Origin of the sequence: Gimesia sp., assembly GCF_048260065.1 — a bacterium.
GTDB lineage: Bacteria > Planctomycetota > Planctomycetia > Planctomycetales > Planctomycetaceae > Gimesia.
Map to the genome: position 1 here is coordinate 246,164 of NZ_JBLXHC010000003.1, position 25,231 is coordinate 271,394.

Genomic DNA, 25,231 nt, shown 5'->3' on the forward strand with positions numbered 1-25,231 from the left:
TCCATTAAAGACTTTTGAATCTATCACCTGACACTATGTCATTAAATACTGTTGATGCTCAACCAGTGCCTCGCCCGATCAGTGCTCTCTGGAGCGCCCCGTTACATCGATGTGTTCATTTCTGTCATTGCAACCCAACGTCCCGGAGTTGCATCTATCGATTTGGGCACATGCTAAAGCCAGACAGGGAAGGCAGTTCCGTCTGAAAAGCACATATGATCCAAGGGCAATCCCAGCGATTCCACCCGCCTGAGCGGCTGGTACTTCACCAGTTTGCTATAGTTGAAGCGTGCAAAAATAACTTCCCGCGCACAAATCTGCAACCGATTCCCCCCTCTATCTTGCTTGAAAGTTGCAAGACACACCGTTTTTTTTGATTTCCACAAATCGATTCTCTCTGTCCTGTTCAGGCCGACTTTCTCCCTGACCCAAAAAGTGTACGTAAAACCACTCGCAAATTCAACCAGCTCCCCTCATCTGGCAGGAACAATTGTAAAGAGTCCGCCAGAACCGGATTCCGCCAGTTTACGTATTGGCTCTGGCAATTCAGGCTGTAGAATAGAATCAGGATGTCTCAAATGTTCTGGCAATCTTAATCACTGCCAGACAACCATAAGGCTGTGTGAATGAATGTAACCAGAATAAACCGAACGAACGTTCTTATCATTATAACCTGCCTGCTCCTGCTTCCCGTCGCCAGACTGTCCGCCGATGAAGAGGAAAAACAGGACCCCTTCCAACCCAATGCCCAGAAGGCAGCCCCGGCACAGAACGCGCTTAACCCGCTGAAGAAAATCATTCAGGGCTGGTTCGGAAAGCCTAAAGCGGCACAACAGGCCAACAAACCCTCCCAATCGAAAAGTCCCGACTACTACCGTTTTCCCCAGGATCTGGAACAGGAACGGCGTTTCAAAAGCGTGCAGCAGTTAATTGACGGCGAAGAGTGGGAAGCAGCACGTGAAAAACTGCAGCTAATGCTGGAAAACAGCTTGAACCTGCCGGTTCACATCGATGGCGAGCGATCACTGATCACGGACCGTGAACTGATTTACGAGCTCCTGCCGTTACTTCCGGAGGAAGAGCAGGAAAAATTCACGCGCCAGTATGAGGCATTAGCGGGAAAACTGCTGACAGATGCCCTGCAGAATAATGCCACTCCGGAAACGTATGCCGAGATCGCGACCCGGTTCGCCAGCACTCCCGCCGGTTTTTCTGCCATGAACTTCCTGACTTCGTATCATCTCGAACGAGGGGAATTTGGCCTGGCTGCACAATACCTGCAACGCCTGTTGAAGCAGAATGCCCCGATTACCCGCTCGCGGCAGTGGAGAACCAAAGCAGCCTACATCTTTAAACAGACCGGAAACGAAGAACTTGTCACCGAACTGTTACAGCCTGACAAAGAGTCCGCTGGCCTCGATGAATCCATCAAAATCGGTGGCGCCGAAGAAAGCCCGCTGAAGTGGCTGCAGAAACAGGAAATTCTGCAGACGACCGCCAACCTGATGCTGACGGAGTGGCCGATGCTGTTTGGCAGCCCGAATCATGCTGCCCGGGCTCAAGCCGCTGACCCGTTACTGATTCCCCGCTGGTCTTATCCGCTCACATCGAATCATTCCATTCAGACGCAACTGCAACTGATCCAGGAAGATCTCACCAGCGCGCAACATGCCACCATTCCCGCTCTGCCACCCCTGGCAATTGATGGAAAAATCATCTTCCGCACTCTCAAGGGAGTACAGGTGCTCGACTCCCGCACAGGAGCGCCTCTCTGGGAAGCCGCCCTGGAAAACTCACCGGAAACGGCTTACATCAATGCCCAGCTCAAGGGCAGCAAGACGCCACAGGCCCGAGGTCTGTTTGATGCCGAACCGGAACAACAGTCATTTTCTCCTTATAATGGGACCGATCCCGACTCGCACGCTTTAACCAGCCTGCTCTTTCGCAATGCCAACTGGGGCAGTCAGAGCAGCGACGGGAGGCACCTGTTTGTTCTGGAGAGCATGCGTCTGAATCTCGGCAGTTCCCGTTCTGCAAGGAATTTTAACCGCCTGAGACAGCGAAACGGCTTTGAAACGGACTTCTGGTCCAGCAATCAACTGGTCGCTTACGATCTGAAAACCGGTCAACCCAAATGGAAAGTCGGGGGAACCCGTTTTGAAGAACCATTCGACCTGCCTCTGGCGGGAACCTTTTTCTTCGGTGCGCCCACACCGGCTGAAAATGAAATCTATATCATCGGGGAACGGGACCGGGAAATTCGCGTTTACGCCCTCGATCCGGAGACCGGTGCAGAACGCTGGTCACAACAGATTGGCAACCCCGATCAGGATATCGAACTCGACATGGTCCGTCGCTGGTGGATTGCTCCCGTCGCGATTGACCACGGTGTCATCATCTGCCCGACGACGATTGGCCTCTTAACCGCCATCGATCGCCTGAATCATTCCATCCTCTGGTCAACCCGATACGAACCAGCCAGCAAAAATGACAATAATCAGCGGTTCAATCACATCAGCCAGACGAGCCGGGAACCCCTGAATCAGCGCTGGTGCCCTTCTGCCCCCATTATCAGCGGGAATAAAGTAGTCTACACTCCCCAGGATGATGAAACACTGGTCTGCCTCGATCTGATCACCGGTTCCCCCTGCTGGACCCGCCGCGCCAAAGAGAGCTCGCTCTACCTGGCAGGAGTCGTCGATGATCTGATTCTTCTGGTTGGTTTGAACGGCGTGCATGCGGTCTCCATGACCAATGGAAAAACAGTCTGGAATAAAAACTTTGATTCAGAAGCCGGCCTCCCTTCAGGCCAGGCGGTCATCGCCGATCAGCGTCTGCACGTTCCACTCCAGAGCGGACAGATCTGGACCTTCGATGTGAAATCAGGCATCGTTCTGAATAAACTTTTCAATCCCAACCCCGGACAGCCACTCGGTAATCTGATCATCTACCAGGGGCAGTTCTTGTCACTCAGTGCAGCGGGACTGGCCAGTTTCGAACAGAAACAGACCTTTGAAGCAGAAATTGAAAAGCTGAAACAGCAGAACGCCACTGCCCCCATGGTCCTCTTTAAAGAGTCAGAACTGTTAATGATGAGCCACCGCTATTCGCAGGCTCTGACAAGACTGCAACAGATCGACCCCGCGCAGCTCCCTGCAAAACACCGACCTCAGTATCAGTCACTGATGATCGACTGCCTGACTTCGATGATCCGCTCGAACTTCCAGCAGCATGATGATCTGGTTCAACGACTGAAACAACAGGTCGCCTCAGAAAAAGAACGCATCGAGCTGCAAAGGCTGCTTGTGGAACGCTCACTGGCACGCAAGGAATCTTCCACGGCTCTCGATTATCTGCTTGAACTTACCACCGCCCCTGCTGACTCGATCATTAAAACCGGGGGAACAGAAACGCAGATTGACTGCTGGATCGCCGGGCAGGCCGGAGATCTCTGGAAACAGGTCACTCCCGCGGAACGGGATCAGTTCAATCAACGGATCAGCGAACTTGCCCGGTCGACCATCATGGCAGACAGCGAAACCAGAGAACGCTTTCTGCAGCAGTTCGGTTTCCTTGAAGCCGCAATTCCTGTTCTGCAATATCAAATCAAAACCGCAATGCAGTCGGAACGGTTCTTCGAAGCGGAACTCTGGCTGACCCGATTGATGAAGCTGAAATCGCCGCAGTATCAAGCGGAAGCGCTGGCTGGACTCGTGCAGCTCTGCGTCAAATTTGACCTGACAGATGACGCCATTTATTATCTGCAACAACTTTCACAATACGATTCCAGTCTACCCGTGGCAGAAAATCTGACTGTGGCACAATTTCAGGAACAGTACCATCAAAAGCTGCAGACAGCCAATCAGAAAACCCTGTCGGAATACTGGCGTCCCCGGAACCTGAAACTCATTGTAGGCGGTTCCGCGCGAGGTTATTCCGTGCGGGAAAATACACTGGATACCAGTGATTCCAGCCTGCCTTTCTATCGATCGCTGATCCTGTCAGTTGATCCCAAAGAAAATCGTCTGTCGATGGAACAGCCCGCAGGCAATGTGTTGAAGTGGTCTACCCCCTTGCGATCAACCATGCAATCCCGCTCATCCGGGTTTAACGAGAGTGATGTCGTCGGGCATAATCTGATTTTGCAACATCGCGATATGCTGCATTTCTTTGACCTCGTCGATCAAAAACTGATCTGGAGCCAGAAACTGGAGAAGGAACAGGCCAATCGCTATTACTCAAGCTACTATCGCCTGACTCCGGCACAACTGGGAAATGAATCAACGCTCGTGCATCGACACCATCCTTCCATCGCCATTCGCAAAGTCGGAATGATTGCCGCTGCGAATTCTGACTACACCTGCTATTACAGTCGTCGGCAGATCATCCTGATTGATACCCGCACCGGAAAAGTTCGCTGGACCCATGAGAACGTCGATAAAGAAACCCGCGTGCTGGGTGACGATCGCATGATCTACCTGGTCACCCGGGATCGAGTCACCAGAAAGATTCTGCGTGTCAGCGATGGCCAGCTGATCGACATCGGCGAAACCGGACAATACCTGGAAAACGCCATCTATCAGGGTGAATCAGCATTCGTCGCAATCTCAGCCGCTGAAGAGACAAAACTGCCTGGCCTGACAGCCGGCGTCAGTACTGTTTTCAGTTTTCACCCCCAGTCAAAAGAATATCACTGGAAGCTGGATTTCCCCCGGGATTCCCAGTTTGGACTGTTCAGTCACCACTTCCTGTCGGTTCTGAGCCCCAAAGGACAGTTGTCAATCATTGACCTTCGAACGGGGAAACGCTCAGAACTGGAAGGCATCCCGCGGGTTGAGCTCAAAGATCATCAGAATTTTTACCTGGTTGCCGATCAGGAACAGATCTATTTTGCCGCCCATACACCTTCACATAACTCTATTTCAGTTAATATTCCCTCAATTCCCATCAACGGGATGCTATACACCTTTAATCGCCAGACCGGAAAACGTCTCTGGAACCAGAAAATCGATAAACAGCACCTGGTGCTCGACCAGCAGAATCTGCTGCCTGTGATCCTGCTGGTGTCGCGAGATTACAAACGCATGGGAAATCGGTCGACCAGCATTATCCATCTGCAGGCAATCGACAAGCAGACCGGTGACAGCCTGGTCACCTGGAATGCCCCCATCGACTCCAATATCAGAGATCTGAGTGTCGATTATGGGCAGAAAATGATAGAAATTCTGACTTATAATGCAAGAATTCGCCTGTACGATGCCGATGAACTGGCAATCCGAGACCAGAAGCAGGCTGCCCCTCAGGCACCTGCTGAAAAGCAGACGACGGAAAAGAATTAAATTTCTACTTGCGAAACAAAACTCATAAAAATACAATGAGGGAGTTTCGCACTGCTGTTTCTTCCCAACTGAAGAAAGTATTTATGTACCGTTTCCTTGTTCTGATTCTGATGACCTGCCTGGTGATACCAGCCGCCCCCGTTTCGGGTTGCGAGTGCAGTCAGGAACAGTCCAGCCAGGCAAAAAGCTGCTGCTGCAGTAAATCGGCCTCCGAGGAACAAGAGCAGACGAAATCCTGTTGCTGTCGGACTAAGGACGTAACGGAAAAGCAGTCTCCAGCGAAACAAAAGCAGACGCAATGCCAGAAACCGGATTGCCACTGTCACCAGACGTTCTCACAGACAGCGGCAACCACTTCACTAAAAACCGTCGAGTTAGAGCAGCAGTTACGCAGTCAGTTTGAATCGATCGACCTGACTTCTCAGCTCACTCACTCTGTTCGCCCTGCCGCTTCACGCAATTTTGAGCGGCGTCCCCCTGAAATCTCTTACTCCTCAGGGGAGTTTTGCGCGCACTTCTGCCTCTGGTTGATCTAGTTCTACATAACCAGATTGACCAGCGCCGTTCTCAAGCAGTCGACACACTGGCCTGACTCTTGCGCTGTCCGCTGTCGAATCTGATTCCTGCAGCGGAAAACCGGAACGGATCCTGCTTTCGTCTATGTACTGTACAATTTTGTAACAATGACACTGTTTTTTAATTCTCAAGGAGAAACCCATGCGTCAAGTATTCACAATCGCTGCTTTAGCGGCAGTCGTTGCATTTGTTGGTCAGAGCTTTGCTGCTGAAGAAGGTAAAGCAGTCTGCCCCGTTGCTGGCAAACCTGCCAACCCTGCTCAGACTGTTGCTTACAAAGGTGGTACCGTCAGCCTCTGCTGTGGAAACTGCAAAAAAGCTTTCGAAGCCAACCCTAAGAAGTTTGCTGCAAAAGCCAACCTGCAGCTGGTAGCAACCGGACAGGCCAAGCAGGTCAGCTGCCCCTTCGCCGGCAAACCAGTTAATCCTGCACAGGCTGTGACCGTTGCCGGTACAGAAGTCAAATTCTGTTGCGGTGGCTGCAAAGGAAAAGCTTCTAAAGCAGAAGGCGATGAACAGATCAAACTGATCTTCAACGACAAAGCCTTCGAAAAAGGATTCAAAGTCACTGAAAAGTAATCTCTTTCCAGTAGACTGAATCAGTTTTTCCTCAGCATCCATTCGCGGGCCAGCATGCTGAGGGTAAAACGGGAGCGGGAGTTTTCATGAAAACTCCCGCTCTTTTTTTGTACCGATATCGCCGGTTCGATTACGTTGTATATTCCGAATTCAGCCGTACATATTCCTGCGTCAGATCGCTGGTCCAGAATACAACCTGCTCCTCACCAAATGGCAGTCGAACCTGGATCAATACATCGCGATTCTGCCGGATCCCGTCCGAGACATCCTGCTCGTTATAGTCAGCAGGCCTGCCGTCCTCATAAATCAGCGCGCCGTTAATGTGCAGCACGATGTCCCGCTCTGTCAGTTTGACACTGGTCCGCCCGGTAGCAGAAACAATCCGCCCCCAGTTCGGATCTGAGCCGGCAATCGCGGTTTTCACCAGCGCATCGTTGGCAATCGTGCGGGCAATCTCCATCGCATCTGCACGCTCTGCTGCCCCGGATACTTCAATCGTCACAAAGTGGTCGGCCCCTTCCGCATCCCGGATGATGGCCTGTCCCAGTTCCATCGCCACTTCATCCAGCGCGGTCTGTAACTGAGTCAACTCTGCTTCCGATAATGCATCTGCTCCAGAGGCACCGTTGGCGAGCAGAATCACCGTGTCACTGGTGCTGGTATGACCTTCCACAGAAACACAGTTGAAACTGCGATCGACGGCGTGCCTTAACATCTGATCGGCTTGACTCGCATCCAGAGGGGCATCCGTCATGATCACCGATAACATGGTCGCCATGTTAGGGGCAATCATCGCGGCACCTTTTGCAACGCCACTCACGCGGATCTCCTGGCCACCGGCACTCACAACACGTGTTGCCTGCTTGGGAACCGTATCGGTCGTCATCATTCCCCGGGCTGCATTCAGAAACGATTCTGCGTCTGCCCCCAGTTGTTCAATCGCTGCGGGTATTCCGGCTTCAAGCGGTGTGCGAGGCAGAAATCGCCCGATGATCCCCGTCGAACAGACCAGCACATCTTCCGCGGCAACATCCAGCCCCGCGGCCACCAGCCCGGTCATCCATTTCGCATCTTCAATCCCCTGCTCTCCGGTACAGGCATTCGCATTGCCCGAGTTGATCACAACTGCCCGCAGAGCAGCGCCGGGCACCCGTTCGCGCGAGACTTTTACCGGGGCGCCACACACCTGATTTTTCGTAAATACGCCTGCTCCGGCACAAGGCACATCAGAGACAAACAGCGCCAAATCAAAAGTCGATTTCTTTTCTTTAATACCACAGGCCAGACCGGCAGAACGAAATCCCCGGGGCAAAATCATGTCAGCAGTCAACTGCTTCTCCTCGCGATAATAATTGTTTCAGACGATCAGGCCCGTTGTTTCCGGGTAACCAGCCATCAGATTGAAATTCTGGACGGCAACACCGGCTGCCCCCTTGATCAAATTATCGGTGGCTGAGAACACAATCAATTGATCGCCGGCAAATTGCACCGAAATATCACAGTAATTGGTCCCCGAGACATTCTTCGTCGCCGGAATTCCTTCCACGATGCGAATGAACGGCTTCCCTGCATAATAAGACCGATACACGTCCAGCAGTTCTTCGCGGCTGGCCGCTTTCGTCAGACGGGGATACATGGTTGCCAGGATCCCCCGGTTCATCGGCGTCAGGTGTGGTGTGAAAGTCACCTTCACATCTTTTCCGCCTACGGTGGTCAATACTTCTTCGATTTCGGGGGTATGTCGATGTGTCCCGACGCCGTAGGCGGTGATACTTTCATTACACTCCGGATAGAGGGTTCCCAGCTTGGGATTTCGGCCTGCTCCGCTCACGCCGCTCTTGGCGTCAATGATGATTCCCGTCGGTTCAATCAGGCCAGCAGCCATCAGCGGTGCCAGCCCCAGAATCGCGGTGCTCGTATAACAGCCGGGGTTGGCAATCAGGTCGGCATCCGGAATCTTTTCCGCCCACAATTCGGGGAGACCATACACGGTACTTCCCAGTCGCGTCGGGTCGATATGCACGTGATGATACCATTTTTCATAGACGGCAGGGTCACTCAGCCGGTAGTCGGCACTCAGGTCCACCACCCGACAGCCTTCCGCCAGCAGATCGGGAATGACTTCCATACTGGCCACATGCGGGAGCGCGCAGAATACGAAATCGGAACGTTCGGCAATCTCGGCAGCCGTCAATGCTTCGCAACACAGGTCCAGGCGACCGGTCAGGCAGGGATGAATTTCACTGATATGCGGCGATTCTTCAGAGCGTGACGTCAGAGCGACAATCTCCACCTCTGGATTTCGCAATAGAATTTTGATGAGTTCCAGAGCCGCATAACCGGTGGCTCCCATGATGGCAACTTTTGTCATTATTTCCTGATCCGAGTTTTCTGGTACGACTTAATTCCGCCACAGAGCCTGCATCTGACTGGCTTCTGCAAAAAAAGTTTCAAAACGTACATTCTAAGCCTGATTACGATGACGACAAGGAACTGATCAGAAAGGATCGCCCGCTTTATCCAGATTCTGTTCTGTAAACACTGATCAAGCATCAGATAACGGAAAATGAAATCCAATCAACGTGTTGAACTGATTGACGCATTCAGAACGTATCCTCATCCCGATTTTATAATGATTGTTTAGAATCAACAAAGTCAACACTCACACCGAGTTTGACTGTGATTCTTTCAAATTAAGGTCAAAAACAATTCGGTTTCCTTTTCAAAAACGGGTTGAAACATCACAATAAAATCATTGATTCAAGTCGTTTTTTCGACAGCCGTTCAATTTGCCTGTGTTCCAGAACCCTTAACAGGATGATGCTTTTGGTGAGGTCGTCATCGGGGTTCCAGGTGGACATGTGACATTTCAACACGGAATAAATAAGAGAAAAGAATGTCTAACGTAGCTAAATTAGCCGCCGATGCGCTGACTGAAGGTGGTGGAATTTTTCGTTTGTCTCCAACCTGGGTTCCCCGGTCATTTCTGCAGCCTGGCCGTCGCCTGAAACTGCATCCCAATGATTACTATGCATTAGGCACCCACCGGGGCGGGATTGATGAACGCTGGTTTGCCTCCACGACCGTCACTACCAACGAAGGTGCTCCCGACGATGAAGGTTTAAGCTACTGTGTGTTCGGCGGTGAAAAATTCACGCTGCGGGACGCCATCAGCGAACTCGGAGCTGAAATCATCGGCGATGCCATCTGGGGCAAATACAATCGCTGGCCCGTCTATTCCAAGTTCTTCGATAACATGGGCCCGATTCCTCACCACATGCACCAGAACACCGAACAGGCTGCCAAAGTGGGTCAGGAAGGAAAACCCGAATCGTACTACTTCCCCCCCCAGATGAACGCCATCGGAAACAATTTCCCGTACACCTTCATGGGACTGGAACCCGGTACCACCAAACAGGATGTGATTGACTGTCTGGACCGCTGGAATGACGGCGATAACGGCATTCTTGACCTGTCCAAAGCCTATCGTCTCAAGCCGGGAACCGGCTGGCTGATTCCACCCTGCGTGCTGCACGCTCCCGGAAGTCTCGTGACTTACGAACCACAGTGGGGCAGCGACGTGTTCGGCATGTACCAGTCAATGGTCGAAGGCCGTGCGGTTCACCGCTCGCTGCTGACCAAAGACTTCCCGGAAGACAAACGCGACGACAACGCTTACCTCGTCGATGCCCTCGACTGGGAAGCCAACGTCGACCCGAACTTCAAAGAAAATAACTACCTCGAGCCAATCGCCATCGGCGATACCGCAGCCGACGGTTATGTCGATCGCTGGATCGTGTACGGTAAGGTCAATGGCGAACAGCTCTTCACAGCCAAAGAGCTGACCGTCGATCCAGGTACCAGAGTCACCATCAAGGACACCGGCGCTTACAGCTGGATCACGGTTCAGGGTGAAGGTACTATTGGTAATCTGCGACTGCAGACACCTGCCATGATCCGCTTCGGCGAAATCACTGAAGACGAAGTCTTTGTGACCGAAAAAACCGCCCGAGCGGGTGTCACGATTGAAAACACCGGCAGTGAGCCTCTGGTTTCACTCCGCTACTTTGGACCCGATGCCTGCCCGAGTGCACCCAACATCGGTGATTACCGTAAATAAAACCGATCTATCACACAGGAACTGCCCGAACCCTCGGGCAGTTTTCTTTTTGATCTCTCAAATCCTGCTAACATGAAGGACCATCTCATGAGTGATAACGCAGCTAACACCTTACCCAAACTTCATAATGCAGCCTGGCCGGGAGTGGTCGGTAAAGGCCCTGATTCTGAACCGCCCATCGACCTGGATACGATGCTCGACCTGACTGCAGCCGCAGAAGTCGACGGCATCAAGTTCGACGGAACCGACCTGTTCCTGTTCGATCCCCACGTCAGCATCGACTCCACCGATGACGACCTGAAACAACTGGCCGAAAAAGTCCAGAGCCGCAATCTGGTGATTGGCTCTGTCGTCGCTCCTGTCTGGCCTCCCACCGGAGGTGGCTCTGCCATGGGCAGCGAAGAAGAACGCGGACAGTTTCTCGAACAGGTGCTCAAAGGTTGCACCATTGCTAAAAAACTGCGTGAACTGGGCGTCCGTCCTTACGGCGTCGTGCGTCTGGACTCTGCAGCCGGCGTCAGTGACTGGGTTGGCGATCCGGAAGGCAACCAGGCCAAAATCGCCGAGACCTTCAAACAGGCAGCCGACATTGCCGCCGATCATGGCGAACGCCTGGCTGCCGAAGGCGAAATCTGCTGGGGTGGTATGCACAGCTGGAAACGTATGGTGCAACTCCTGGAAATGGTCGATCGTCCCGACACACTCGGTTTCCAGGCAGACATGTCACACACCCTGCTTTACCTGATGGGTTATAACGCCCCTGAGGACCGTCTGCTCCCCGAAGACTTCGACTGGAGTGATGAAGCCACGTTTGATGCGGCTTACAAAACTCTGACTGATGCCCTGCGTCCCTGGACGATCGATTTCCACGTCGCCCAGAATGACGGCACCGTGCATGGCACCGGTTCTCACGACAAGACCGGCCGCCACTGTCTGCCGAAAGACCCCAACGGAAAACTGGACATCGTCAAACGGGCCGGCTACTGGCTCCGCGACGAAAACGGCAATCCAACAAAGAAATTCGAGCACATCTGCTGGGACGGTTGCATGTTCTCCAACGAGACCATGATGAGCCCACAGACCTGGAATGACATTCTGGAAGCCATGATCAATGTCCGCAAAGCCCATGGCTGGTCCTGATCCTGCTTAATTTAATTTCAATCTCAACCTGTATTTTTTTCTTGAAGGAGTCACACCAATGAGCAAACCCGTACGCGTCGGCCTGATCGGCTACGGATTCATGGGACGTACCCACTCCAATGCTTATAGACAAGTCGGTAAATTTTTTGATATCGAACACACGCCGGTCCTGCAGGCCTGCTGTGCCCGCAGCGAAGACAAGATCAAAGACTTCGCCGACAACTGGGGCTGGGAATCCTACGAAACCGACTGGCGCAAGCTGATCGAACGTGACGACATCGACCTGATCGATATCACCACCCCCAATAACTCGCACCACGACATCGCCATCGCTGCCGCAGAAGCCGGTAAAATGGTACTCTGTGAAAAGCCGCTGGCGATGAATGTCGCTGAAGCAGTCGCCATGACCGAAGCCATCGAAAAAGCTGGCGTCGCGAACATGGTCTGGTTCAACTATCGTCGTGTGCCTTCCATCACCCTGGCCAAGCAGCTGGTCGATGAAAACCGCATCGGTCGTCCCTTCCACTACCGGGCCCAGTACCTGCAGGACTGGACGATCGCTGAAGACGTCCCCCAGGGGGGTGCAACACTCTGGCGTCTGGATGCCAAAGTCGCTGGAAGTGGTGTGACTGGCGACCTGCTGGCCCACTCGATCGATTCCGCCATCTGGCTCAACGGGCCGATCACCTCGGTCTCTGCAGCCACGGAAACCTTCATCAAAGAACGCGTGCACCAGGAAACCGGTGAAAAGACGAAGGTCGAAATCGACGACGCCTGCATGTTCCTGGCCCGCTTTGCCAATGGCTCGATGGGAACCTTTGAAAGCTCCCGCTACGCCCGCGGACGTAAGAACTTCAACACGTTCGAACTGAACGGCGAAGCCGGCTCTGTCTACTTCGACCTGGAAGACCCGCAGATTCTGCAGTTCTTCGAATACGCCAACCCCACCACGGGTAAGAAGGTCGAAGACCATGTCACCGGCTGGCGGCGGATTCACGTCACCAACTTCGAACATCCCTACATGGATAAATGGTGGGTCCCCGGTTGTACGATCGGATACGAGCACACCTTTACCAATGCCCTGGCTGACTTCTTCCAGGGGCTCGATACCGGTAAACCGACTCAGCCCGACTTCCGTGCAGCTCTGGAAACCCAGAAAGTCTGTGACGCGGTCCTGCAGAGCGCGAAAGACAAGCAATGGGTTGAAATAGCATAGCATTTCAGGCAGGTTTTCTGTTATAATGCCTGCATAACAAGTCTTTGCAAAAACGGGTGGCACTCCGCGTCGCCCGTTTTTGTTATATAATGAACCAAAAATCTGAAGTTATCACGAATCGGGAGTCAAACAGATGGACCGTCATCCAATCACACAAGAAGGTTATGACAAGCTGCGCGAAGAAATTCGTCACCTCGAAAGCGATGTCATGCCTGAGATCGCGGAAAAAATCGCAGATGCCCGCGCAGAAGGTGATTTGAAAGAAAATACAGAGTACCATGCCCAGCGTGAAGCACAGGGAATGACACAGGCGAAAATCAACCAGCTCAAATCCAAACTGGCCAACTGCTATATCGCAGATAAGTCTACCATGCCGAAAGGGGTTGTTACCTTTGGCTCAGTCGTCACCGTAAAAAACCTGGATGACGGCCTGGACGAGAAATACGAGTTCGTTGGTCCGGGTGAAGAAGACTACATGGGTGAAGTCATGAAGATCCTCACCTCCAGCCCGCTGGCAGAAGGCCTGCTGAACAAGAAAGTCGGAGATAAAGTCGAAGTCGAAGTCCCTTCAGGGACACTCAAATTCGAAGTGATTGAGATTGAAGACTGATCTCAACAAAGCCCGATAAAGCAAAAAGCGGCGTGAGAAACTTCTCACGCCGCTTTTTCTGTTTGTTCCACACAATAGACTGTGTCCAGTTTTACTGTAGCGTCTCCAGGTCCAATTGAACCGAGTACATTAGATTGATAGACGCTATAGTTAAATGTGATACGCTCTAGAAGGGAAGTCGTCAGAAATCCCGGGCTGTTTCAGCTGAATAACTCGATATTGAGGACATCTCAGTTTCCCACAACCAGAGGCCCACGAGCCTCGAAGATGTCTTACTCAATCAGAAACAGATTATTTAGCCTGAACGAGCACACGATTCATTAAGGGAATCGATGGTGCAAATGTCTGTACGGTCTGTGTTACCAGTTGCTTCAGGTAGTAGCTGGAACTGACACCATAGACAGTAATTCCAGCATGATCACAGCGAACTTTCACATTCTGGACCTGATGATGCGTACCTGACAGAATCTCTGATTCCAGTTTGGCAGGGGCAGGACAGGAGTCCCAGGCTGCAGTAAACCGCTGGGAAACTTCCCGAGAAGGCTTACTTTCCACACGTTCAACATGAGGTTTCACTGTGATTGTCTCTTCTGCAACGGTACGTTCTGGCTTTTGTAAAATTTGCAAAGACATTGCAATCATCCAACTTAAAAAAAGTGTGTCGGCTTTGTTTTGTACTGTTTTCCAGACAGTCGCGAATCATGTGCCGAAATGAAAACTGTTCCCAAAAAACAGCATTCGCGATACACGGATAGTAATATGCAAAACGCGCATCTGATTCAATACACAAGACTTAGTCAATTCAACTTTGAACCGAATCTTAACCCGCTCCAAATATGACTGCCTTGAATATTAAGTTTCTGTGTGCGTCGTTTGTTTGCGGCTGCTCTGAGGGATGCTCAAAAAGTGTGCGTACGGCTGCAGCAACCCCCGCAGACAACTGATAACACCTCAAGCTACCACCGGAAACCAGGAAAAATCTTCCCAGACTTCCTACCTTGAAGGTATATCGAGGAACTACTTCTGACCGTGGATCCAGGCCGCAATGTCATCAACGACTTCAGCTGCGACATTGCCGGGAATCATGTACTCCACGGGAACTCCCGGCCCCTCACCAGACATAAGCAGGTGGTTGAGCTTCGGGTAGGACTTGAACCTGACATCCTTCCGGCCTCCGAGAGCCTGTTTCCACTTCGCGAAGTCATCCATCGTCACCTGATAATCCCGTTCCCCCTGCAGGATCAGGAACGGCGTCTGAAGCGTTCTGGCGCTCTCTGCGGGATCATAGTCTCGCAAGGCCAGCCAGTAGCTCGCTGAGATTCCCAGAGGCAGCTGATCGGCGGGAGTCTCCGGCTTCAGCTCGGATGATTTCACCAGCGCCACCTGTTCAGCCAGCTGCTGAAGTTTCTGCCTGCTTTCAGCCGTGGGCTCCCCATTGAGCGCGGATAGATACTTCACCTGTGCCAGTACGATTTCCTCCAGAGGCCGTGTCGAGCCCGCCAGACTGATCAGACCGGCAATCTGCTGCTCCTCAGCTCCGATTTGAGGTAGCAGGTAGCCCCCCAGGCTATGCCCCAGAACAAATACCCGGTTGCCGTCGATCCGCTCATGAGCCTGCAGAAACTGAACTGCTGAGACGGCGTCTTCGACCGTTTCTTCTCTGACAGTCAGGCTTCCCGAGAGGAGTGCCATCTTGATTCGATGATGCTTTGTGCGCTTCTCATACCGTAAAACAGCGATTCCCTGAGAAGCCAGCCCCTCTGCCAGATCACGGAATGGCTGATTCGGGCCGATCGTTTCATTCCGATCCTGAGGACCGGAACCGTGCACGAGCACGACAGCAGGCAGCTTCCCCTTCTCAGTCGGCAGAGACAGAGTTCCCGGGAGAGTCCAGAGCCCGGTTCCGATGGTGACTTTAGTCTCTTTAAACCGGTCCGGTTTGACATAAGCGGGAGTTTGATAGTTCCCGGCGGGTAGAAAGAACAACCCAGAGATCTTCTGGTTCTCTGAGAAGACGACCTTCACATCCAGTTGTCCCCTCTGGAAGCGGCAGGTGACCAGGACGACCTGAAACTTCTGAACCGCCTGCTGCCGTGTCCTCTGGATTTTCTGCAGTTCTCCCCACTGGACAAGTAGACCTTCCCAGAGGTTTTTAAGCTTGTCTGCAGGCAGGTGCTGACTCAGCTTACTGTCAAAGCGGGCAACAGCCTGACCATACTCTTTTTGAGCCAGTTGGTTGACGAATTCACGGGCCCGGTCATCGGGTGTGCTCTCTGCCTTCTCGGCGGACCTGGCCTCCAGGGTGACAGCAGCTACGAGCAACAGGACTATGAACAAAACCCTCTGTCTCATGCCGTCAATCCCTCCGTCTCAGCGCAAGGAAAGGGTCTTCAGGCAATTGACTGAAGACCCTTTTCTATTGAAAACATAACGATTCGCGTTGTGCTAAAAGACGCCGCGAAATCGATGATTTTAAGCAAGAAGTCCCTGCAGGAGGTTCTCTCCAGGACCGTGATCATAACAATCACTGTTATTCCAGAGGGGTAGACCAGCAGCATAGCGTGCGGCCAGCATCAGAACTTTCTGTTCTGAACCAGGCTTTGCCTGTGTTGCTTCGTCTGGGTTAATGCCCATTTCACGGTACTCTTCTTCACCGAACAGAGCATCGAAGTTGGGATCATAATCTTCACCAGAAAAATCCTGATAATCACCATCTTCGTAGCTGACCAATGACTGATCATCTTCAAGTTCGTATGAAAGAGTATCAACGTCATCTGTACCCATCAAAAATGCCGACATTCTCTTCTTCTTTCTCCAACAACAATAACAAAAGTCCAGAATCTCCACCCAAACCATATGAGTGGACAAACCTTCTACGTGGAACAAAACAATCAGTCATCTCTACCAAACCGAGAAATTCAATCGCTCGTAGCGTACGCATCCATTGCGTTATTTGGGAGATTGAAAGCAACACCCTCCAAGGGTGTGGGAAGTTTTTTCAGGTGGGAAACTCTTCTAAATTGGTGGTTAAAAAACATCCCGATTTTTTTTGGCTGCAGTTGAAAACCGCAAGAGAGGACACCTATTAGGTATCCCCTGTTTCTAGGACAATTCTTTAGTTTTTATGGTAAAATGTCAACAAGATTTTTGACATTTTTGCAAACTACTCTGAAATCGAATCCCTCAACAGGCAACTCTCGCCTGAGATCCAGATTTCGCCTGCCGTTTCGGCGGAAACTGCTGGATTTTGATGAATCAAAACCACACGGTGACAACCATCAACGGTAGCACTCGTTCACAAATCAGGGGCGATGTATCCCATAGCGTTTCAGCTTCCGATCGAGAGTGGAACGCTCGATTCCCAGTATCTGAGCCGATCGGGATTTATTCCAGTTCGTATTGTTGAGCACCGCCAGAATGTGCTCCTGCTCCACAGTCTCCAGTGAGACTTCCCGGAACCGGGTATGAGGCGGGGGGAGCACATTTTGCGGGTCACTTTCCATGCCCACAGCGGATAACTGGATATCCTCAGCATCGATAAACTCGCTGGTACACAGGATAAATGCCCGTTCGATCGTATTCTGCAGTTCGCGGACATTACCCGGCCAGTGATATGCCTCCAGCAGCTCCTTGGCTTCTTCGGTAAAGCCACGAATCGGACGCCCTGTTTTGACCACAAAGCGATTCAGGAAGTAATCAGCCAGCAGCAGAATATCATCCGCACGTACACGTAGTGGATCCACACTGACCTCGACGACATGCAGACGGAAATAAAGGTCCTGCCGAAAAATTCCTTTCGCGACCGCTTTCTCCATATCCCGGTTTGTCGCAGCGACCACCCTTACATCAACATTGATTGATACACTCCCGCCGACCCGCTCAAAGGAATGCCCTTCCAGCACCCTCAGAAACTTTGCCTGAACCCCCAGGGACATTTCCCCGACTTCATCCAGAAACAGGGTGCCTTTATGGGCCTGTTCGAATTTACCGGGCTTCTGACCGGTGGCTCCGGTAAAGGCCCCCTTTTCATGCCCGAACAATTCACTCTCCAGCAGCCCCTCACTGAGAGCCGCACAGTTCATGCAGACAAAAGGCTGTTTCTTTCTCTGGCTGTTGAAATGGATGGCGCGTGCCACCAGCTCTTTCCCCACGCCGCTCTCCCCCCGAATCAGCACACTGGCGTCCGTAGGAGCAATCCGCAGGATCTGTGCCTTCATCGCAGTCATGCTCGGGCTTTTCCCTACGAGCTCACTCTCGAGCTCCAGCTGCTCCCGCAACGCTTTGTTTTCGCCTTCCATCCGCGCCAGACCGTCGCTAAGCCGCAGCTTCTCACTCAGGTTCTGAAACGATATCGCCAGTTGATCCGCCAGAGCCAGCGTAAACTCCAGGTCGTCCGAATCGAGTGGATTGTCAGGGTTGGTCGAATACAGGTGGATCAGCCCTGCAACCCCCTGTTTATTCCGCAACGGTGCGCAGATGACGCTCTGGGCATGAATCTTCCCCAGACTATCCCGCGTCGACAGCTTGCTGTCATCCGCGATATTATGAGCCAGAATCGCATCACCTTCAGCAAACACCATCTCTGACAGGAAGTGGGACGGCTTCTGGTAAGGTAGCTCATCGACCGATTGAAACGCAATGACCTTCAGATGCTCTGGTTTGCGTGGCTGCTGCAGGCTCGGATCAAAATACAAAATAGCCCCGATGTCTGCACTCGTCCCCTCAAACAGCCCGTTTAAGACGATCTGGGAGAGTTCCTGCTCGGACTGGACATTCCCCATATCCAGCGCCAGGCGATACAGGCGTCCCAGCTCGCGGCTGGTCCGATCCCGATCCCGGTCTGAATGAGAGACAGGAGGTGGCGTGTGAAACCGGGTATGACTCTTGCGCTGGATGATCTCGGGGACATTGAATTCCTCCCAGCTGGACTGGTGCCCCGCCCCCATGGTCTCACTTTCCAGTTCGGCACTGGAGCCGTCTGACGTGGGTCGCGAAGAGAAGCGGGAGACATCAAAAGTAAAGATCGCCTGACTGTCACCGATCTCGACAATATCGCCTTCCTGTAGCTCGTAGTCCTGGCTGATGGGAATACCCTGCACCAGTGTTCCGTTTCGACTGCCGAGATCACGGATGTACCAGGCGGAGTCGCTAAAGAAGATCTCACAATGGTTACGACTGCAGACTTCATCGTCGAGCACGATCCGATTCGTCGGCGCGCGACCGATGGTCGTCACCTGGCGATCTACCAGGCGGTACACCTTCCCCCGCTCTTCCAGTTCCTGAATGATCAGATACGCTACTGAGGAAGTCACGTTAGAGTTTTTCTTATCAGAATTATGCATGTATGATGACACAGGATTTGTTCCGCCATAGAGAATACAGCGAACGTGATCCCTCATGAAAGAGCCAACAGGCACCCGCCCCGCAAACACTGCCGAAATCAGTACGCCCTATTTACTTACGATAGCCCGGACATTTATTATATTCAATTAACTTGCAACAGAACATAAAATTCGTCAAGCTTATTATGTGAAATCTGAATTACTCCTGCCTCAAACGAGAACCTCCCATGAACAGACTGCCTTCCAACCGCTGTTTTACCCATACTCTGCGGATTCTCCTGATCGTATGCTGCTCTGTTACCGTTCTGACCTCACTGCAGGCTGAAAACTGGCCTCGCTTTCGAGGGCTCGACGGTTCAGGTATCTCGGATGAAAAAGGCTACCCCCTGCAGTGGACCGAAAAAGATTACGCCTGGCATATGGAACTGCCCGGCATCGGACACTCCTCCCCATCCATCTGGGGCGACAACCTGTTTGTCACATCAGCGATTGACGAAGGCGAAACCCGCTACCTGTTCTGCATCGACACGAAATCCGGTAAAGAAAAATGGCGACGGGAAACCAAACTCAAAAAGAGCCACAAACACCGCAAGGGAAGCTGGGCTTCCAGCACCCCTGCCACCGACGGCGAACATGTTTATGTCGAGTTTGCGGATGAAGAATCTTATCTACTGATTGCCTACGACTTCAAAGGCAATAAAATCTGGGAACGCAACCTGGGATCCTTTACCAGCCAGCACGGGCACGGCAGTTCCCCCATCATCTATAAAAACCTGGTCATCGCCACCAACGATCAGCAGGGCCCCAGCTCTGTCACTGCGTTCAATAAACTGACTGGCGAAACAGTCTGGCAGGCAGACCGGGCGGTTCGTCGAACCTCCTATGCAACCCCCATCATCATCACTCACCCGAATACCGGACCTCAACTGATTTGTGTCAGCGGTGCCACCGGCGTGAGCAGCCTCGACCCCGAAACCGGGAAACTGAACTGGACCACGGGAGAATTTCCTCAACGAACCGTTTCGTCCCCCGTGTACGGCGAAGGCCTGATTTTCGCCACTTGTGGTGGCGGTGGTCGTGGTAAGCTGCTGTACGGCGTCGATCCCACAGGCTCAGGAAACATCAAAGAAAGCCACATCAAATATCAGCGTTCTACCAAACTCCCTTACGTTCCGACTCCGATTGTCTACGAAGGCCATCTCTACCTCTGGGGAGATGCCGGCGTCGTGAGCTGTGTCGATCTGGCCACTCAGAAAAACATCTGGACGGAACGTGTCGACGGAGATTTCAGCAGTTCGCCCGTCTGCATTAACGGCGTTCTGTACTGTATCAATGAAAATGGCGACGTCGCCATGCTCGAAGCTTCACCCCAGTTTAAAGCACACGAAAAAGTCAAGCTGGGAGACCCCAGTCATGCGACTGTGGTGGTTGCCAACGGTCAGATGTATTTTCGAACCTTCAAACACCTGTATTGCCTGCAACCTAAATAATCAGCTTCCTTCGGGAATGAATGCAGAACGTTGGAGATTTTTTGATTTAACCCGCTCCTGTATCTGCTATAATTGTATGAGGACAGTTCTTAACGCTCAAATACATCCACAGGCATTCTCCGTGGAATCGAGTATTTTCAAAACTCAACCGAGATAACGGGCCATCTCAAAACTTCAGTAACCTGAAAAACTGACTGATTGAAAACAAGGATTTATTATGCCCGCCTGGCCCGGTGGCCCCTGCCCGCAATGCGGGGAGGACATGCCTGCAAATCTGGTACACTGTCAAACCTGCCGTGAGTTGCTCAACGATGACCTCGAGCACGATACAGTAGAGATCCCGGCGTTTCACCCCCTGAAAGAACTGGCAGTCTGCAGCGACGCTTATCCGGTTGGCTACTTCTTTCAGTGTCCGGACTGCCGCAAAGAATTACGCGTCCATAAAAAATACCTGGGCAAACAGGTCAGCTGCAATTTCTGCCAGGCCCCCTTCTCTTTGAAAATTGATGCCAGCAAAGCCATTTCCCAGGGATTCTACACCCAGTGTCCTCACTGCCGAAAAGAATTGCGCATTGCCCATAAATATCTGGGCACAGTCGCTGCCTGTAAATTCTGTCAGGGACACATCCAGCTACTTGAGAAACCCGCTGACCCCGTAGATCAATAACCCGGGAACCGTTTCGATTCAGGGCTCCGACTGCGTCGTAGTGGACTCGCCTTCCTTTTCCCAGCTGATATCGGCCTGTGCCGGTCGGGTCTTATAAAGCGTTCCGTCTTCCTTGAACAGCAACGCGACATTCAGATGCCACTGCGTCCCATCTTCACGCTGCCACAGATCACAATAGTAGATCGATGGACTGGACGAAAAATCCCCGGAGATCCCGGCTTCGTTCAACTGACGAACCGCCTGTTCCTTGGGAGTTCCCAGGGGTGCAATTTCGAGGATTTTTGCTGACTGCTCTTCAAAGACCAGCGGTGCAGGCACAACCGACCTGAAGCCGGTACAGGCAGTCAGACTCACGACACATGACAGACAGAACCACAGTGCAAGTCGCCAGTGTGGCCCTCGCCTGTTACCCTGATCCGATTTCATGCCTGCCTGCATCAACTCCCTGCCTCCGTGATCGGGGACTGACTTCTGAAGTGAAACCTGCTCCTATCTCGGCAGGTTCGGCACACAATATAACAGATTCCCTTTTTCAGGCGTACTGCAATTTGAAGCTTCCCGGGGAGCCCCACTGGCCTGGTTGAGCGATATCGGAACGTAAAAAAAGCCAGGTCTGCTCATCGAACAGATCTGGCTTTAATTGTATCTCAATTCAGCGGTAATCCACTCAGAGATTATGCTGCTAAAGCGGCCTGGGCAGCTTTCACAATCTCATCAAAGATTTCTGGCTGATAAATTGCCAGTTCGCTCAGTGATTTGCGGTTCAGAGTGATCCCGGCTTTGGTCAGACCATTGATAAACTGGGAGTAATTCGTTCCACGTGCACGACAGGCAGCGGTGATTCGAGTCACCCACAGAGCACGGAATTCACGCTTACGAACGCGACGGTCACGATATGCGTAAACACGAGCCCGAACCAGGGTTTCCTTGACGGTTCGCAGCAGTTTACTGCGGCCACCATAATTGCCACGGGCTTCTTTGAACAGTCTTTTCTTGGCTCGACGTCGAGCGGCACCTTTTCGAACTCGCATTATTACTTTCCAACTGTGATGTTAAATATTGATTCTGTCAGCACATCTCCCAGCTTTGTCAGCCGGGAACACAGCAAAGCTTATGAACTGGGACGCAGGGCATTCACAATCAGCTTTGCTTCAGCGCCAGTCACTACACCATCACCGCGAAGTCTGATTTTTCGCTTAGGGCTCTTCTTACTGAGAATGTGACCGCGAAACGCTTTCCTGTGCTTGGCTTTACCAGAAGCGGTAATCTTGAACCGCTTCTTTAATCCTTTATGTGTCTTTTGCTTAGGCATTTTATTTTCTATCTTCGTAAACGTTTCAGAGACACGGCTGTCTCTAAGAAAACAGAGATCCAGTCATCAATCCTGAGTCATATTTCTTACACGTTCTGCACTCTGTTTATTCAGAGTTGATGCAGAATCCTCAACCAGAAAGACCACATCCGTTCATTACATCAGTACAGACTGATCTTCAACTGGGAGGTTGATCGGGCAGTATAATCAGCCTCACATTACTTTTTCCACCGAAACGGGGTGAAAAACCCGGTGACTTCGTAGAAAAAATGACGGATTGACTGAAAATCGGCATTCGTTCAATCAAATCAGGAATCTGGCGAGCTGAAACATCAGCAGATCCCGATTGATACTCAAAGCTTAATACAATTCTTCTCGAAAGTACAGCCCGAGACATTACCACCAGACAGACTTAGTTTAACCTGTCGCTGCCTCCGCTTTCTTCAGTCGTTCTTCAATCACATCCCGGGGAATGGCCAGCATTTTCTCAATACTGATGGCTTTATGCCCTTTATACACCCCTGGGAACGCTGTGAAGACCGGGGCTCCTTCCAGTTCCACAGTCAGGCTCTGGGAACTCCCTTTGTTGCACATGATCACATCACCCACAGCCAGATTCAGAACTTCGCCCGCCGTCAGTTTACTGTTGTCCAGTTCAACACGCATTGAAATCTTTGACTTGGAGACGCTGGCTTCCAGATTCAACTGCTGCCTCAAATCCGGTGACTTCTTTTTATAAGCAGACCAGGTATCGGAGGTCAGCTTATTGGAGAGAGGCTCGATCGTATTGAAGGGAATACAGAGATTGATAATTCCCCGCGTTTCGCCCATCGTGACTTCGAAAGAAATCAGCACGATCACTTCGTTGGGAGGCACAATCTGGACGAGCTGAGGATTACTTTCCACCTGGGAGACCCGCAGTTTCCAGTCACACAGGTTACTCCAGGCCGACTCAATCCCTTCGATGGCCAGCCCGGTAATCCGGGAAACCAGGCGGATTTCAATTTCCGTCAACGCCCGGTTCGGGTAGGCACCATGCGAGTGCCCATCCCCGCCCAGTAACCGGTCAATGATCGGAAAAATGATCGACGGGCTGATATCCAGGATGATATGTCCGTCCAGCGTTTCTGACTCAAGTAGATTAAAACAGGTGGGGTTTTCCAGACTGAAAACAAACTCACTGTAGGTCAACTGGTCGACACTGATCAGCTTGACTTCAATGATGGAACGCAACATCCCGCTGAGGGCGGCTCCAAATTCACGACTGAAGCTTTCATGCAATGCGCGAAACGCCCGCATCTGTTCTTTGCTGACACGCTCGGGGCGTTTGAAGTCATAAATGCTGATCTGGGAATTGAAGTCGGTATTGCGGGTCGCAGGACGACTCGATCCGCCACTGCTGTTTGCAGAGGGATCTAACGCCGATAAGAGCGACTCGACTTCATTTTGACTGAGTACGTCTGCCATCCCTGGCCTCCCTGAAAATTGAACCACATCGCAGGCCGACTGCCCGCAACAGGATTTCAATCATTGATCTAACTGCTACTCTCGAATCTGCCCTGCTCCATGGGCCACATATTTATAACTGGTCAATTCATTGAGTCCACAGGGACCGCGGGCATGAAATTTATCGGTACTGATTCCGATTTCCGCCCCCAGTCCGAACTCTCCACCATCATTGAATCGCGTGCTCGCATTGACGATGACAGCCGCCGAATCGACCTGTGTCGTGAATTTTTCAGACGCTGCCAGTTCGGTCGTGACGATCGACTCGGTATGTCCCGATCCATATTTATGAATGTGTCGGATCGCTTCATCCATATCATTCACAATTTTGACCGAGATGATTTTGGCGCCGTATTCCGTGCCGTAATCTTCTTCTGTCGCCGCTTTTGCCCCTGGTGTCAGTTCCAGCGAACGTGGACAGCAGCGGAGTTCGACTCCCTGCGCTTTCAAAGCCTCTGCCACCCGTGGATAAATCGTTTCCGCAACATCCACATGCACCAGCAGACATTCCGCCGCATTACACACACCGGGACGCTGACATTTACTGTTCACCGTAATCGACTCCGCCAGATCCGGATCGGCTGATTTGTCGAGATACACATGACAGACGCCGTCGAAATGCTTAATCACGGGCATCGTCGCATCACGGGCCACGCGTTCGATCAGGCTTTTTCCGCCACGGGGAATCGTCACATCAATGTATTCGTGCAGTTTCAGGAAATGTCCCACTGCTTCACGGTCTGTCGTTTCGACCAGCTGGACGGCCTCTTCCGGAAGCCCCACGTCGCGCAGCCCTTCCTGCAGCAGCTTATAGAACGCGATATTGCTGTGAAACGCTTCTTTTCCGCCTCTTAAAATGACCGCATTTCCACTTTTCACACACAAAGCAGCCGCATCAATGGTCACATTCGGACGTGACTCATAGATGAAAAACACGACTCCCAGAGGCACTCTGACGCGCGTGACCAGCAGGCCATTCGGACGAATGTTACTGTCAATGACTTCCCCAATCGGGTTCGGCAGCGCGATGATCTCTTCCAGTGCCGTGATAATGCCCTGCAGTCGGGCTTCGGTCAGGCGCAGGCGATCAATCGAAGCTTCCGTCAGGCCATATTCCGGAGCCTGCTTGAGATCGACGGCGTTTGCTTCCAGAAGTTCCGGTGTCCGTTCGCGAATCAGCTCGATCATACGGCGCAGCCAGGCATTTTTCTGATTCCCGTTCGCAGAAACCAGTTTGCGTGAAGCCTCTCGTGCCTGAGTTGCCAGCCGTTCTGTATATTGAGCCAGGTCTTGTTCTGTCATGTTACTCTTAATCAATTACGGGTAGATGGTTA

20 protein-coding genes are annotated in these 25,231 nt (G+C 52.0%); 9 read left to right on the forward strand and 11 right to left on the reverse strand.

From position 1 onward, the window contains the following. Positions 1-626 precede the first annotated feature (626 nt). The 3 genes from ACN0YN_RS07125 to ACN0YN_RS07135 all read left to right on the forward strand — a co-directional run bounded on the left by ACN0YN_RS07125 (position 627) and on the right by ACN0YN_RS07135 (position 6,494). A complete protein-coding gene (locus tag ACN0YN_RS07125; protein ID WP_417384311.1) occupies positions 627-5,339 on the forward strand; it encodes a PQQ-binding-like beta-propeller repeat protein in 4,713 nt (1,570 codons plus the stop codon). Between the two features lie 83 nt (positions 5,340-5,422). Continuing rightward, entirely contained in the window at positions 5,423-5,875 is a 453-nt protein-coding gene (locus ACN0YN_RS07130) for a hypothetical protein (protein ID WP_417384312.1), read from the forward strand. A gap of 181 nt (positions 5,876-6,056) precedes the next feature. Further along, positions 6,057-6,494: a hypothetical protein gene (locus ACN0YN_RS07135; protein WP_417384313.1), complete on the forward strand. Its 438-nt coding sequence runs from the start codon at positions 6,057-6,059 to the stop codon at positions 6,492-6,494. A 130-nt stretch (positions 6,495-6,624) separates the two neighbouring features. Here ACN0YN_RS07135 and argJ read toward each other — a convergent pair whose 3' ends face one another. Together argJ and argC are read right to left on the reverse strand one after the other, a co-directional pair. Beyond that, entirely contained in the window at positions 6,625-7,824 is a 1,200-nt protein-coding gene (gene argJ, locus ACN0YN_RS07140; protein ID WP_417384314.1) for a bifunctional glutamate N-acetyltransferase/amino-acid acetyltransferase ArgJ, read from the reverse strand. Positions 7,825-7,851: 27 nt separating this feature from the next. Further along, positions 7,852-8,865 (reverse strand): N-acetyl-gamma-glutamyl-phosphate reductase, encoded by a 1,014-nt coding sequence (argC, locus tag ACN0YN_RS07145; protein WP_417384315.1) that lies wholly within the window; start codon positions 8,863-8,865, stop codon positions 7,852-7,854. Positions 8,866-9,390: 525 nt separating this feature from the next. Here argC and ACN0YN_RS07150 point away from each other — a divergent pair. The 4 genes from ACN0YN_RS07150 (at position 9,391) to greA (ending at position 13,580) form a co-directional block, all read left to right on the forward strand. Then, the gene (locus ACN0YN_RS07150) at positions 9,391-10,614 is read left to right on the forward strand and encodes a hypothetical protein (RefSeq protein ID WP_417384316.1); all 1,224 of its coding nucleotides are present in this window, start codon (positions 9,391-9,393) and stop codon (positions 10,612-10,614) included. An 87-nt stretch (positions 10,615-10,701) separates the two neighbouring features. Then, a complete protein-coding gene (locus tag ACN0YN_RS07155; RefSeq protein ID WP_417384317.1) occupies positions 10,702-11,754 on the forward strand; it encodes a sugar phosphate isomerase/epimerase family protein in 1,053 nt (350 codons plus the stop codon). Between the two features lie 58 nt (positions 11,755-11,812). Further along, positions 11,813-12,970 (forward strand): Gfo/Idh/MocA family protein, encoded by a 1,158-nt coding sequence (locus tag ACN0YN_RS07160; protein WP_417384318.1) that lies wholly within the window; start codon positions 11,813-11,815, stop codon positions 12,968-12,970. A 133-nt stretch (positions 12,971-13,103) separates the two neighbouring features. After that, the gene (gene greA / locus ACN0YN_RS07165; RefSeq protein WP_417384319.1) at positions 13,104-13,580 is read left to right on the forward strand and encodes a transcription elongation factor GreA; all 477 of its coding nucleotides are present in this window, start codon (positions 13,104-13,106) and stop codon (positions 13,578-13,580) included. 291 nt (positions 13,581-13,871) lie between these two features. Here the strand turns inward: greA and ACN0YN_RS07170 are convergent, their stop codons facing one another. The 4 genes from ACN0YN_RS07170 to ACN0YN_RS07185 form a co-directional block, all read right to left on the reverse strand. Further along, the gene (locus ACN0YN_RS07170; RefSeq protein ID WP_417384320.1) at positions 13,872-14,213 is read right to left on the reverse strand and encodes a hypothetical protein; all 342 of its coding nucleotides are present in this window, start codon (positions 14,211-14,213) and stop codon (positions 13,872-13,874) included. Positions 14,214-14,597: 384 nt separating this feature from the next. Next, entirely contained in the window at positions 14,598-15,932 is a 1,335-nt protein-coding gene (locus ACN0YN_RS07175; protein ID WP_417384321.1) for an alpha/beta fold hydrolase, read from the reverse strand. A 120-nt stretch (positions 15,933-16,052) separates the two neighbouring features. Next, the gene (locus ACN0YN_RS07180) at positions 16,053-16,436 is read right to left on the reverse strand and encodes a hypothetical protein (RefSeq protein WP_417384322.1); all 384 of its coding nucleotides are present in this window, start codon (positions 16,434-16,436) and stop codon (positions 16,053-16,055) included. Positions 16,437-16,882: 446 nt separating this feature from the next. Further along, on the reverse strand, positions 16,883-18,892 hold the full coding sequence (locus ACN0YN_RS07185; RefSeq protein ID WP_417384323.1) for a sigma 54-interacting transcriptional regulator: 2,010 nt from the start codon (positions 18,890-18,892) through the stop codon (positions 16,883-16,885). Between the two features lie 257 nt (positions 18,893-19,149). Between ACN0YN_RS07185 and ACN0YN_RS07190 the strand changes: the two genes are divergently transcribed. Both ACN0YN_RS07190 and ACN0YN_RS07195 read left to right on the forward strand, forming a co-directional pair. Continuing rightward, positions 19,150-20,412, forward strand: coding sequence for a PQQ-binding-like beta-propeller repeat protein (locus ACN0YN_RS07190; protein WP_417384324.1), 1,263 nt, complete (start codon positions 19,150-19,152; stop codon positions 20,410-20,412). A 217-nt stretch (positions 20,413-20,629) separates the two neighbouring features. Then, positions 20,630-21,079 carry a hypothetical protein gene (locus ACN0YN_RS07195; RefSeq protein WP_417384325.1) on the forward strand — a complete coding sequence of 150 codons (450 nt, stop codon included), beginning with the start codon at positions 20,630-20,632 and terminating at the stop codon, positions 21,077-21,079. Positions 21,080-21,097: 18 nt separating this feature from the next. Here the strand turns inward: ACN0YN_RS07195 and ACN0YN_RS07200 are convergent, their stop codons facing one another. The 5 genes from ACN0YN_RS07200 to ACN0YN_RS07220 all read right to left on the reverse strand — a co-directional run bounded on the left by ACN0YN_RS07200 (position 21,098) and on the right by ACN0YN_RS07220 (position 25,199). Then, positions 21,098-21,505, reverse strand: a complete 408-nt coding sequence (locus ACN0YN_RS07200) for a hypothetical protein (protein WP_417384326.1) — start codon at positions 21,503-21,505, stop codon at positions 21,098-21,100. A 248-nt stretch (positions 21,506-21,753) separates the two neighbouring features. Continuing rightward, positions 21,754-22,110: a 50S ribosomal protein L20 gene (gene rplT / locus ACN0YN_RS07205; RefSeq protein ID WP_417384327.1), complete on the reverse strand. Its 357-nt coding sequence runs from the start codon at positions 22,108-22,110 to the stop codon at positions 21,754-21,756. Positions 22,111-22,190: 80 nt separating this feature from the next. Then, complete coding sequence (rpmI, locus tag ACN0YN_RS07210; protein ID WP_417384328.1) at positions 22,191-22,391, reverse strand: 50S ribosomal protein L35; 201 nt, start codon at positions 22,389-22,391, stop codon at positions 22,191-22,193. A gap of 417 nt (positions 22,392-22,808) precedes the next feature. After that, positions 22,809-23,858 carry a flagellar motor switch protein FliM gene (fliM, locus tag ACN0YN_RS07215; protein WP_417384329.1) on the reverse strand — a complete coding sequence of 350 codons (1,050 nt, stop codon included), beginning with the start codon at positions 23,856-23,858 and terminating at the stop codon, positions 22,809-22,811. Between the two features lie 75 nt (positions 23,859-23,933). Continuing rightward, positions 23,934-25,199, reverse strand: a complete 1,266-nt coding sequence (locus ACN0YN_RS07220) for a glutamate-5-semialdehyde dehydrogenase (protein ID WP_417384330.1) — start codon at positions 25,197-25,199, stop codon at positions 23,934-23,936. Positions 25,200-25,231 lie beyond the last annotated feature (32 nt).